We start from the raw sequence: 13154 nt of genomic DNA on the forward strand, positions 1-13154 counted from the left end.
GTCTTTTATTAGATGAATCCGACTACTGCAAACGAGCAGCTCTCTCCCTGGCCCTGGCAGGTGAGCGACAGCAAGGTAAGCTTCGACACCGCCACCATGGCCGCCCAGCTGAAGGATTTCAGCCGCGCCTGCTACCTGGTCAACGACAGCGATCTGGGCGTGGGCATCGCCGCCGAGGCGAGCCTGATGACCAATAATGACACCAGGGCACAGGCTACGGGCCACCCGGTGAGCGCCTTCACCCCGGCCCTGGGCACAGAGAGCCTGGGCGACAGTAACTTTCGCCGGGTGCACGGCGTCAAGTACGCCTACTATGCCGGCGCCATGGCCAATGGCATCTCATCGGAAGAGCTAGTGATCGCCCTGGGTAAGGCGGGGATCCTCTGCTCCTTCGGCGCCGCAGGACTCATCCCTAGCCGAGTTGAACAGGCGATCGCACGCATCCAAGCAGCGCTGCCAAACGGCCCCTATATGTTCAACCTGATCCACAGCCCGAGCGAGCCTGCCCTAGAGCGCGGCAGCGTCGAGCTCTTCCTCAAGCATAAGGTGCGCACCGTCGAGGCCTCGGCCTTCCTGGGACTGACGCCGCAGATCGTCTACTATCGCGCCGCCGGCCTGAGCCGCGACGCCAACGGCCACATCATCATAGGCAACAAGGTGATCGCCAAGGTGAGCCGCACCGAGGTCGCCGAGAAGTTTATGCAGCCGGCTCCCGTCAAGATGCTGCAGAAGTTGGTGGACGAGGGACTGATCACCCATGATCAGATGGAGATGGCACAGCTGGTACCTATGGCCGACGACATCACCGCCGAGGCGGACTCGGGCGGCCACACGGATAACCGTCCTCTGGTCACCCTGCTGCCCACTATCCTGGCGCTTAAGGAGGAGATCCAGGCCAAGTACCAATACGCCACGCCTCTGCGGGTCGGTTGCGGTGGCGGTGTAGGCACCCCAGATGCGGCCCTGGCGGCCTTCAACATGGGCGCCGCCTACATAGTGACAGGCTCCATCAACCAGGCCTGTGTCGAGGCGGGTGCCAGCGAGCACACCCGCAAGCTGCTGGCCACCACGGAGATGGCAGATGTCACCATGGCACCGGCAGCGGATATGTTTGAGATGGGCGTCAAGCTGCAGGTGGTCAAACGCGGCACCCTATTCCCCATGCGCGCCAACAAGCTGTATGAGATCTACAGCCGCTACGACTCGATTGAGGCGATCCCTGTCGATGAGCGCGACAAGCTGGAGAAGCAGGTGTTTCGCGCCAGCCTTGATGAGATCTGGGCCGGCACTGTCGCCCACTTTAACGAGCGCGATCCCAAGCAGATTGAGCGCGCCGAGGGCAATCCCAAGCGTAAGATGGCGCTGATCTTCCGCTGGTATCTGGGGCTGTCGAGCCGTTGGTCAAACACCGGCGAGCCGGGGCGTGAGATGGACTATCAGATCTGGGCAGGTCCCGCGCTGGGCGCCTTCAACCAGTGGGCCAAGGGCAGCTACCTGGACGACTACAGCAAGCGTCACGCGGTCGACTTGGCCAAACACCTGATGTATGGCGCCGCCTATCTGGCGAGGGTTAACGCCATCAATGCCCAGGGCGTTAAGCTGCCTGGAGAACTGCTGCGCTACAGACCCCAGGCGCCGCTGATCTAGACTCAGTCGAAAACCTGGCCTTAACTGGCAAAAACAGAAGCCACCCTAGGGTGGCTTTTGTTTATCTCACGATGACTTATTCCTGCGCCGACATATATTACGGCGACTTATTTTTACGGCCTCTATCCTACGGCTAATGCGGCATCTGATTCGGCACTAAGGTCAGCCTGGCCTCTATCTCGCCGGGTAGCAGCGGGGTCGGCACGCCCCGGGCATATTCGCCAAATCCGGCGCGATAATATTTAGACAGAGGATGACCCGACTGACCGCCAGGAATCGCCATGATCGCCCTCTCCTCATAGCCAGGCTGCACGATGAAACGCTGCGAGGCGCCAAAGCTAGGTCGCTGCACCGCAGGCATGAAGGTGTCGCCAAAACCCGCCACCTTAGGCATATCCAGCCAGCGACTCAGCTGCGGAATCTGACGACTGAAGGGATGCTGTATCGCCAGGGTATTCACCTTCCCCCAGTTGAGCTCACTGAGCTCACCATCATCACTGTATTTTGCCAGTAGCTCGTCGCGGGCCTTCACATAGCTGGCGATCACCAGCGCATCCCAACTAGTAAGCTCCTGGGGTAGCCAATCTGTGGGCTGCTGCTTAAGCAATTGCCAGATGGCGGGCTCCAGATATCGCTTGAGTACCGACAGGCTCAGCTGCGACTTGGCCAGCTCGGTTTCGATAGGCGCGAAGGCGCTGTCCAGCAGTTGAGTGCGAAACGCCTTCACCAGGGTGAAGCCCACCGATTCGGCGCAGGCACATTCCTGCCAGTCTCTGAGCTGCACTATATCCTTGGCAAAGCGCTTGGGCTCCTTCATTAAGGCCGCAAGCAGATAGGTGTGCCAAGGACGATAGAAGCGCGCCTGGTTATCCAGCTGAATGCGATAGAAGTCGCCCTCATCAAACAGCTCCTGTTCCAGTAGCCTGTCTCTGATCTGCGCGCTCCTGGCTCCCAGGGCATAACCGCCATCACCATAACGCTGCGCCTCCTGAGTCGACATCACCCTGGCATTGGCGCTCCACAAGCGGCCGCCCGGTGGGTCCTGACGCGAGGGCAACCCCGCCTCACGCTGCTGCCATTTTCCCCATTCAAGCTGCTCGCCACTCAGGGCGACATCACTCACCTGCTTTCTGGCCGGGACGGCGCCGGCCAGCTGCCAGGCCGCATGGCCCTTGTCGTCCGCCAGCATCAGATTCTGCACCGGAATACCAAAACCGCTCGCCTTGGCCATCGCCTCGGCCGCACTGCTCATCTGCTCGAGTGCCATCAACTCCATGTTGACCGCATAGTCCTGATGGGCCACCCAGGACAGCGCATAGGCCTGGCCGTCAAGCTGGCGCACGGGGCCGAAGCGCGACAGGGTCAGCGGGTAGTCCTGCTCTCCCTTTGGCAACTTGATGGTCTCATGCTCTATGGTCAGAGGCTCGTCGTCGCTAAGCGCCACCCAGTCGGCGGTATCGATATAGGCGTTGGTAAAGCCCCAGGCCAGCTTGCCGTTGCTACCGACCACGATAGCCGGAGCGCCGGGCAGGGACACGCCGGTTACCTGTACCGCCTCGCCCTTGGCGTCGGGATAGTTAAGCTGGGCACGATACCAGATGATGGGGACGGCGAAGGAGAGGTGCATATCATCGGACAGCATGGCGCTGCCTGTGCGGGTCATCTTGCCGGTGACCGCCCAGTTGTTGCTGCCCACTTCAATGGGCTCCTCTATACTGACGGCGAGGCGCCGAGCCAGGGTATCGCTATGACTTAGACTTAGACTTAGATTTAGGCTCAGGTTTGAGCTTAGGTTTAGTTGGGGGATTTCCGGCGGATCGGAGGGAAACAGGCTGTTATCCAACGCCGCCTGATAATTTGAGGCCTGGGTGATAAAAGTGCGCATCTGGGGGCCAAAACGCCGCTCTATCTGCTCCAGCGTCAGATCCCGCTTTAGGGTATTGCCTTGTAGATCCAGATACATAGTGTAGATCACCAGCAGGCTGTCGGCAGGTCGCCAGGGCTGAAGCTCGGCGCGCGTCAGCAGGTATTCGAACGACGGCAGCGACTGCTCGGCCAGCGCCTTATTGACGCCATCGGCGTAGCGCTGCAACAACTGCTGCTGGGCCGTGGGCAGATGGCGATAGATCTGCTCGGCGCGTTTTCGCAGCTGATGAAAGCGGCGCGACTCATCGAGTTTTACCGCAGGCTTGCCGAACAGCTCGGCCAACTCACCGGCCGAGTTGCGCCTGAGTAGATCCATCTGAAAGAACCTGTCCTGGCCATGGGCAAAGCCTAAGGCGAAGGCCGCATCCTGGCGATTCTCGGCATGGATCACCGCTGTGCCTAGGCGATCGCGCCCTATCAGGGTCTTGGCCGAGATCTGATTTGTGCTCACCTCGCCAGAGAGCTTGGGCAGGCTGAGATTGAGGCCGACATAGACGCCGACCACCAGCAAAAACAGCAGTGACAAGAGGAGGAGCAATAGCAATTTCAGGTGTCTTAACATGAGATAAGCAAGTGATAAGTCAATGGAAACTCATCATAACAAAAGTTGCTTACTTGTTAAGCACCCAAAAGATATTGTTTTGCAGGCCTCAAGGAAAGGGGCGTTAACGCGCCAGGATACGCTCCCCCGGATGATCACCAGGATAGTTGTCGATGATCCAATCGACGATACGCATGATACGGGCGTCGCGCTTCTTCGATGTCTTATAGGCGATATAGTAGGTCAGGCCCGAGAGACAGGTCGGCAGATCCAGTTTCACCAGGTTGCCCGAATCCAGCTCAACCTTGAGGGTCTGCTCCAGCCCCAAAACGATCCCCTGACCATAGATGGCGGCCTGCACCGCCAACATGTTGTGATTGAAGATGATCTTTCGCTGATTGGGACTGATGGCTAGCTCATTGTTTCTAAACCAGGTATCCCAGTCGACACCATAATCCTTGTGTTTCGAATAGAGCAGGCAGTGTTGATCTAGGGTATCGACGCTTATGCCGTTCGACTGAGCGTAATATTGCGGACTACAAAAGGCCACCAGCTTCTCGGTGACCAGGGGAATGATGGTATAACCATCCTGAAATTCCCGCGTCACGATGAAGATGTCGGCAATCATATCGCTCATCTCGATATCGTTTTGAAACATGCCGACATTGATGTCGAGTTCGGGGTAAATCTGCCTGAGCTGCTCCATCTTAGGCACCAGCCATCTGGCCGCCAGCGAGGTGTAGGAGTGCACCCTGACCTCGCCCGTCATATTCTGTACCAGGCTCGAGCAGACGCTATTGAGATCGTAGAACACAGGCGCCAGACGCTCTCTGAGTTCTATTCCCGCCTCGGTGAGATTGATCTTACCGCTTTGCCGGTAAAATAACTTCTCTAAGAAGTAGTCTTCCAGCTGCTTTATCTGCTGTGATACCGCGCTCTGGGTAATGCACAACTCGTTCGCCGCAAGGGAACAACTTTCTAATCTGGCACACGCCTCAAATATCTGCAGCGCTCTTAGCGGAATATTATTATTCATGACTCTTTAGCAAAGCGGAAACCGAATCAAAATGCTAACAAGGGATCCTGAGAAAAGATGTAACGCCGCGCACAATATCTAAGTTAACAACAGGTTAAATTACTGCTTAATTGCAGTAATCAGACTAAGATCACCAATTAACAATCGCTGAATAGTGATATCGACCACAAAGCTGTATCTGAGTATGTTTGCGCAGCAGATCCTGCGGCGCAATCGCTGACCAGATGAGGGCGATAGCCACGGCTAACGCCCTAAACGAAGGAGCCCGTTACTCCCCTTGAGGCGCAAGCAAGGGCCTGACCGCCTCGCTCAGCTCATCGAGAAATAATTGCGCCTGGGTGAAGCGCTGTAACATCTTGATAAAACCGTGGATGGTTCCTTCGTACATCTTGTAGGTCACGGGCACCCCGGCCAGTCTTAACTTTTGGGCATAGTTAAAGCCATCATCACACAGGGGGTCATACTCTGCGGTATAGATGAATGCCGGTGGCAGACAGCTGTGGCTGGCGGCATCTAAGGGGGAGCAATAAGGATGCTTACCATCGGCGGCGCTACGAATATAGTGGTGCCAGTAGTATTTCATGCTCTCTTGCTGTAGCAGGTAGCCGGTGCCATGAGTCTTGGCCGATTGTGTCGACCACCCATACTGCACCGCAGGATAGACTAACACCTGGCAGGCCAGCGATGGCCCCATCTCGTCGCGCAGACGCAGGGTCACCGCGGCGGCCAGATTGCCACCGGCGCTGTCGCCCATGATGCCGATACGCTTAGGATCCAGCCCCAAGGCCTTGGCCTGCTCAAACACCCAAAGGGTCGCGCTGTAGCAATCGTCCATCGGGATCGGAAACTTATGCTCGGGAGCCTTTTGATAATTTACCGCGATCACCACGGCACCGGTGCGATTGGCCAGGGCGCGGCTAAAGTGATCATTGGTCTCTATGTTAGACACCACCCAGCCACTGCCGTGGATGAAGATTAAGGCTGGCGCGCCGGCTTCGGGCGCCTCGACACCCAAGGGGCGATAGATACGCACGGGCAGATCCGCCGTCGGGCCGGGAATAAAGCTGTGGATCACCTCACCCACCGCCTCCGGCGTTTTACCGGCCTTGGCGATAGCTAGATCCATCAGCTCCTGACGTCTGGCCTGGGCGGGCGTCATCGTCTCGTAGGCTGGCGCCCCTGAATCTTTAACCTCTTGTAAAAATTGCGCAACCTCGGGATCGAGTGGCATGGCTAACTCCTTCAACTCAAACTGCTTAAACGCAAACTGCTTAAACGTAAAGTCGCCTAGCAACGGCGAGTACTTGGTTTAATTTTGCCGATAACGATACAGGGATGGCGTCCCCTTAAAGGCGACATCCATCCCAGATTTAACGCGCAGGCTTACTTACCCTGCCATACAGGATCGCGTTTCTCGGCAAAGGCCGCAGGGCCTTCCAGCGCATCTTCAGAGTGCAGCACGCTTGGATAGTGCTTCAGCTGTCCGCCACGGATATGGGCATAGCCTTGCTCGACAGACAGCTCGCCGGTCTCACGATAGATCTCCTTGATGGCCGCCAGGGCAAGTGGTGCGCTCTGGCTGATCTCGTTTGCCAACTCACGAGCCGTCTCCATCAGTGCTTCTTGCTCAACCACACGGTTGACCACCCCCCAGCGCAATGCCTCCTGAGCGTCCATGGTGCGGCCCGTCATCATCAACTCGTTGACGATAGGGGCTGGCAGCAACTTAGGCAGGCGCAGCATGCCGCCGCTGTCTGGCACTATGCCTAGCTTGGCCTCAGGCAGGGCAAAGCTTGCATTGTCGGCGCACACAATCAGATCCGCCGCCAGGGCCAACTCGAAACCGCCACCGAAGGCATAGCCATTGACCGCGGCGATAACCGGCTTGTCGAGATCAAACAGTTCGGTCAAGCCGGCAAAGCCGCCTGGACCGAAGTCGGCGTCTGGCGCCTCACCTTCTGCCGCCGCCTTGAGATCCCAGCCAGCAGAGAAGAAACGCGCGCCGGCACCGGTAATGATGGCGACTCTAAGCTCGGGATCGTCACGAAATGCCAGGAAGACTTCTCCCATCTCGTAACTGGTTTTTGCATCGATGGCATTGGCCTTAGGTCGGTCTAAAACGATCTCTAAGATGCTGCCATTACGGGTCACGTGTAATGATTCGCTCATGTTACTACTCCATTGAAGTTATCGCGTGATAACGGAAAATTTGTACGGCTCGGGGCCTCAACGGGTCTCGAGCAACTTCTTATCGACTTTGCAGGTGCAGGTGCGGGGAAAGCTCTCGCGGATCTCCACCACACTGGGCACCTTAAACTTGGCCATGTTGGCGCTACAAAACGCCAAGATCTCCTCTAGGGTGAGTGACTGGCCTGGGGCGAAGATGACAAACGCCTTAACGGCCTGATCTCGAATCGGATCGGCTATGCCGATGACGGCGGCATCCTGGATGGCGGGGTGTGACATCAGCACGTTCTCCACCTCTGTACTGGAGATGTTCTCGCCCGAACGCTTGATCATGTTGCTCTTGCGATCGACGAAGTAGAACAGGCCTCGCTCATCCACGTAGGCCTTATCGCCGGTGAGCAGCCAACCATCGTCACCTAGCGCCGCCCGGGTCGCCTGTGGATCCTGGTAATACTCCTTAAACAGGCTTCTGCCCGGCACCCCCTTCACCCAGAGATCACCCACCTGGTTAGGAGCCACCTCCCGCCCCGTCTCATCGGTCACCTTGGCTTCATATCCCAGCCCGGGGCGTCCTATTGACGGCCAATGACGAGGCTCGCCGGGCGTGTCGCCAATCAAGCCCACCAGGGTCTCTGTCATGCCGTAGGAGTTAAACAGGGTCACCTTGAAGCGCGTCTCGAAATCCAGCTTCTCCTGATCTGAGATATGCATGAAAAACAACATATCCCGCAGACAATGCTGGTCTTCCCCCTCGGCCACGGGTTGCAGCATAAGGGTGCGCAGTATCATAGGCATGCTGTGGGTGATGGTAGCTCGGTAGTCGCAAATCTGCTTCCAGAAACGGCGGGCACTGTATTTCTCCAACATCACCAGGCAAGCACCGACGGTAAACACCGCCATGGCCGCATTGCACTGAAAATCGATGTGAAAATTGGGCATCATGGAGAGATACCTGTCCTTGGCCGTCAAGCGGGTCTGCCAGGCGGTATAGTGCCCGGCAAATTGCAGGTTGCAGTGAGTGAGTACCACTCCCTTGGGTAGAGAGGTCGTCCCCGAGGTAAAGAGGATCTCCGCGGGGTCTTCGCTTTCCAGCGGCACATGCAGGTCGAGAGTTGGCGCCTGCAGTGCTAACTGATCATCGAAATTCACCCGCCCAGCAAACTGCTCTCCCGCAGCGCGAGCGACAAAGACCTGCTCAAGCCTTTGACCCTTAGCCGCCAACGCCTCATAGATAGGCAGAAAGCTTGGCTCAGTCACCAGGGTGGTGACGTCACACTTGGTCAGTATGTAGCTGCACTCACCCTGCACATATTGGGTGTTGATAGGCACGATCACCGCGCCTATCTTGGCCAGACCAAACCAGCAGAAGATAAACTCCGGGCTGTTGTACAGCTGCACCGCCACCTTGTCGCCCTTGGCTATTCCCTGTTTGAGGAAGAGGTTGGCCGCCCGGTTAATCTGGGCGTCCAGAGATTGATAGGTAAAGGTGCGGATATCGCCGGCAGTATCTTCATATATCAATGCCGTGTTATCACTGTACTGCTGAGCACGATCCTGCCACATGCACCTTAATGTTCTGCTGCCCACGATATCCATCACTTTCCTCACTTACCTTCAAACACCTTGGCAAGACCCTTGGCGCTCAGCGCCGCGATCTCTTCTGCCGAATAACCGATATCGCTCAAAATCGCCTCGGTATCCATGCCGTGCTTAGGCATGCCGCGCCAGATCTTGCCTGGGTTGTTCTTGAACTTAGGCATCACGTTGGGGCCCTTGTAGGCCTTACCGTCGATGTTGGTCCACTCGGTGATAGACTCACGCGCCTGGTACTGAGGGTTTCCTTCCAACTCTGGGATGGTCAGCACCTTGGCACAGGCAATCTTCAGCTCGGCAAAGCGTGCCAGCACGGCTTCGATGGTCTTGCCGTTGAGGTAGTTGTCCAGGCTGGTCTCGACTTCGTCACCAAATGGGCATTCCACCCTATGGATAAGCTGAGTGCCCTCTGGGATCTCGGGCGTTGCCCACAGGTGGCTAATGCCCATGTCCTTGAACATCTCTTCAATCTGCATGGCACCCACCAGCTCCATGACGATGTAACCATCGGCACACTTGTAGAGGCCGCAACCGGCATAGTAAGGATCTTTACCTTTGGTCATACGTGGGCAGACTTCGCCGCCGTTGAAGTAGTCCATCATGAAGTACTGCCCCATGCGCAGCATCACCTCATACATGGCCACATCGATACTCTCGCCGACACCCGTCTCACGCACCTTATGCAGGGCCGCCAAGGCCGCCGTGGTGACCGTCATCCCCGAGAAGTAATCGGCGGTATAAGGGAAGGCCGGCATAGGCTGGTCTTTGTCGCCGTTTTGGATCAGATAACCACTGAAGGCCTGGGCAATGGTGTTGTAGGCCGCAAGGTTGGTGTACTCCTCGGTGCCGTACTGGCCGAAGCCTGACAGGTGAGCGACCACCAGCTTAGGGTTGTGTTGCCATAACACCTCATCTGTGATGCCGCGACGGGCAAAGGCTGGGCCCTTACTGGCCTCGATGAAGATGTCTGTGGTCTCCATCAACTTAAGGAAGGCGTCACGGCCTTCATCCTTAAAGATATTGAGCGACAAGGCGTGTAGGTTACGACGCGACAGCTCTGGATAGTGAGGCTGCACGCGAATGGTATCTGTGTAGGCGACGTTTTCAATCCAGATCACCTCGGCGCCCCACTCGGCTAACATCTGCGCCGCGAATGGGCCGGCAATTTCAATCCCTGAGAACACCACACGCAGGCCCGACAGGGGACCAAATTGCGGGGTAAATAACTTTTTCGACATATCTAGCATCCTTTTTCACACAAACCCGTCCCCGGCACTGATGCGCAGGCATCAATGCGGTAGCGAATTTTCAAGGTTAATGAGATTGTGAGGAGATGGCGGCCATCACACCGCCATCCTTGGCCAGCGACGCTGGGAGCCGCGTCGCTGCCCTCCCCGTTTAGCGATATTGCTTTAACACGGCACGGCCCAGGGTGAGGATCTGCATCTCATCCGAACCACCGGAGACGCGGTCGACACGGATGTCGCGCCACATACGGCCGATGCGGTGTTCGCCGGCGATAGCGTAGCCACCTAATACCTGCATGGCGGAGTCGATCACTTCGAAACCGGCATTGGCACAGAAGTATTTACACATGGCCGAATCACCCGATGTCATGGTGCCTTGGTCGCACTTCCACGCCGCTTCATAGACCATGTTCTTCATGCTGTTAAGCTTGATCGCCATATGGGCAAACTTGTCCTGGATCAGCTGGAAGCGACCGATAGTCTCACCAAACTGTACGCGCTGGTTGGCATATTTGGCCGCATCTTCGAAGGCGCAGTAGGCCGCGCCATAGTTGGTCAATGCCACCAGGAAACGCTCCGAATCGAACTCTTCCTTCACACGCAGGAAGCCGTTACCCTCGATACCGAACATGTCTGACTCTTCCAGCTCAACCTCGTCAAACTGCAGCTCACAGCAGCTGTCCATCTTGAGGCCCAGCTTAGGCAGCTTGCTCAGCTTGATGCCAGGCTTGGTCATGTCGACAAACCATTCGGTGAACACAGGTGTTTCGCTGTCGGCATCTTTAGCCATCACCACCACGTAAGGGATACCGGCGGCGCTGGTGATGAAGCACTTGCTACCCGTCAGGTAAACCTTGCCGTTACGGCGCTTGTAGGTGGTCAGCAGGCTGCCCACATCTGAACCCGCGCTTGGCTCGGTAATGGCCGAGTTCCACATCTGCTTACCTGTGCCGCGCAGCGCCATGATCTTGTCTATCTGATCTTGGTTGCCGTGTCTCAGCACAGTCGCAATGCCTGGCAGTTGATAAAGGACATAAGTCGGGGCGCCCAGGCGACCCAGCTCTTCCCAGATTGCCGTGAGGGTTACCATACCCTCTTCGAATCCACCGTGCTCCTCAGGCAGTAGCAGGCTATCGATACCCATCTCAGCCAGCTCTTTGACAAACCTTTCAGGGTACTGGCTATTTTCATCACACTCGGCAAAATAGCTTTCCCAGTTCTCCTTCGCCATCAGATCGCGAATACCAGAAACGAATAGCTCTTGTTCGTCGGTTAATTTAAAGTCCATCGTATATTCCTATCTTTACGGTTAACGACTGCTTAGGGGAGAAGCTCCAACCTAAGAAGCCCACTTGTTTTTACGTGCATCTTTTAAGAACGAGATGATCACCAGAATGTTGACAATCACTAGCGGTGCGCCGCCGGCAATAATGGCTGTCTGCAGCGGTTTCAACCCACCCAGTGACAGCAGCACGATACCGATAACACCCACCAACACAGACCAACCCACACGGATCCAAACAGGTGGCTCGTTGTCGGCGTCGGCGCCCTTACAGGTCGACATAGCGAGGGTGTAAGAACAGGCGTTAATCAGGGTCACAGTTGCCAGGAAGCAGAGAATGAAGAAGCCCCACATGGTGATAGTGCTCATGGGTAAGGCAGCCCAGGTCTCAATGATGGCGCGCGGCGCACCATGGTCTTGAATAAGCTGGCCCATGTTGATGATGCTTTCGTGCATCAGGTTAACCGTGTTACTGCCCAGGATGGTCCACAGGAACCAGGTTGAAGCGGTTAGACCCAATACCATGGTCAGACACAGCTCACGTACGGTACGACCGCGAGAGATCTTGGCGAGGAAGATACACATCTGAATGCCATACACTACCCACCAGGCCCAGTAGAAAACGGTCCAATCTTGTGGCCAGCTGTCGGCACTGATAGAACTTGTGTAGAACAGCATGCGTGGCAGGTAAGCCAGCATCACACCGACAGATTCGGTGAAGTAGTTGACGGTAAAGCTGGTTGCACCGATTAAGAACACCCAGAACAGCATGATGATGCTCAGGTAGCTACGCAGGTCACTGGCTATTTTGATCCCCTTAGTCAGACCAAATGCCACGCACACGGCGTTAAAGATGATCCACACAGAGATAACAAAGGTATCGACCTCAATAGTACGCTCGATGCCAAACAACCACTGAATACACTCGGTCACCAGCGGCGTCGCTAAACCTAGGCTGGTGCCCATGGCCAGGATTAATGCCACGACATAGATGTTGTCGATGAAGGAACCCAGGATCCCCTTGTGATGCTTGCCCAGTACCGGCTCAAGGGTACCGCTCGGACGAACCACATCCATCTTCTTCACGAACAGGAAGTAACCCAGGGCGACAGTAAAGAAGCCATAGCCCATCCAAGGCAAGGGACCCCAGTGGAAGAGACTATAGGCCACCCCAAGCTCTTTGGCTTGCACCGACATAGACTCGATTTCAAAGGGTGGGTAAGTCAGGTAGTAGTAAGCCTCTAACGATCCCCAGTAGAGCACTGCGGCCGAGGTACAGGAGGCAAACATCAAGAAGATCCAGCTACCTGTGCTGAACTCGGGTTTTTCCTGACCCAAGCGGTTGTTTGCATAGGGTCCCCAGACCAGCCAACCCCAACCTATGGCTAGGGCTATCATGTACCACTCGAATGCCCATCCCCAAGAGTGGGTTAGATAATGAAATACATCCTTGATAATTACGTTTGCCGCATCGAGATCCCTTACGGTCAGGTAAGAGAGCAATATGACGGCAATCAGAGAAGGAAAAAAGATTTTAGGTTCAATCGTGACCTTCTTCTTTTTCCCCGCTGCGAGATCAAATCCCATGGTTTTTTCGTTCATCTTAATAGATCTCCCTCTTCATAGGAGGACAATAGGTAAAAGCCAATTTAATTAATATGCTTCGCGTTATTGATAAGCAGGGTTCAATAAACG

At 56.0% G+C, this 13154-nt stretch carries 9 protein-coding genes; 1 reads left to right on the top strand and 8 read right to left on the bottom strand.

What is annotated here, in order from left to right:
- Window positions 1-12: 12 nt before the first annotated feature.
- Window positions 13-1647, top strand: a complete 1635-nt coding sequence (gene pfaD / locus L1D43_RS11095; RefSeq protein WP_239851593.1) for an eicosapentaenoate synthase subunit PfaD — start codon at window positions 13-15, stop codon at window positions 1645-1647.
- Window positions 1648-1780: 133 nt separating this feature from the next.
- Here the strand turns inward: pfaD and L1D43_RS11100 are convergent, their stop codons facing one another.
- From L1D43_RS11100 to caiT, 8 genes are all read right to left on the bottom strand, one after another.
- On the bottom strand, window positions 1781-4135 hold the full coding sequence (locus tag L1D43_RS11100) for a penicillin acylase family protein (protein WP_239851595.1): 2355 nt from the start codon (window positions 4133-4135) through the stop codon (window positions 1781-1783).
- 103 nt (window positions 4136-4238) lie between these two features.
- The gene (locus L1D43_RS11105; protein ID WP_239851597.1) at window positions 4239-5150 is read right to left on the bottom strand and encodes a LysR substrate-binding domain-containing protein; all 912 of its coding nucleotides are present in this window, start codon (window positions 5148-5150) and stop codon (window positions 4239-4241) included.
- A gap of 268 nt (window positions 5151-5418) precedes the next feature.
- Window positions 5419-6381: an alpha/beta hydrolase gene (locus L1D43_RS11110; RefSeq protein WP_239851599.1), complete on the bottom strand. Its 963-nt coding sequence runs from the start codon at window positions 6379-6381 to the stop codon at window positions 5419-5421.
- Window positions 6382-6533: 152 nt separating this feature from the next.
- Window positions 6534-7319: a crotonobetainyl-CoA hydratase gene (caiD, locus tag L1D43_RS11115; RefSeq protein ID WP_041509243.1), complete on the bottom strand. Its 786-nt coding sequence runs from the start codon at window positions 7317-7319 to the stop codon at window positions 6534-6536.
- A gap of 57 nt (window positions 7320-7376) precedes the next feature.
- Complete coding sequence (gene caiC / locus L1D43_RS11120) at window positions 7377-8933, bottom strand: crotonobetaine/carnitine-CoA ligase (protein ID WP_275659137.1); 1557 nt, start codon at window positions 8931-8933, stop codon at window positions 7377-7379.
- An 8-nt stretch (window positions 8934-8941) separates the two neighbouring features.
- A complete protein-coding gene (gene caiB, locus L1D43_RS11125; RefSeq protein WP_011866471.1) occupies window positions 8942-10168 on the bottom strand; it encodes an L-carnitine CoA-transferase in 1227 nt (408 codons plus the stop codon).
- Between the two features lie 160 nt (window positions 10169-10328).
- Window positions 10329-11465 (bottom strand): crotonobetainyl-CoA dehydrogenase, encoded by a 1137-nt coding sequence (gene caiA, locus L1D43_RS11130; protein WP_041509240.1) that lies wholly within the window; start codon window positions 11463-11465, stop codon window positions 10329-10331.
- Window positions 11466-11516: 51 nt separating this feature from the next.
- Entirely contained in the window at window positions 11517-13061 is a 1545-nt protein-coding gene (gene caiT / locus L1D43_RS11135) for an L-carnitine/gamma-butyrobetaine antiporter (protein WP_052813667.1), read from the bottom strand.
- Between the last annotated feature and the right edge of the window lie 93 nt (window positions 13062-13154).

This window comes from Shewanella sp. Isolate8 (assembly GCF_022398495.1).
Lineage (GTDB): Bacteria > Pseudomonadota > Gammaproteobacteria > Enterobacterales > Shewanellaceae > Shewanella > Shewanella aquimarina.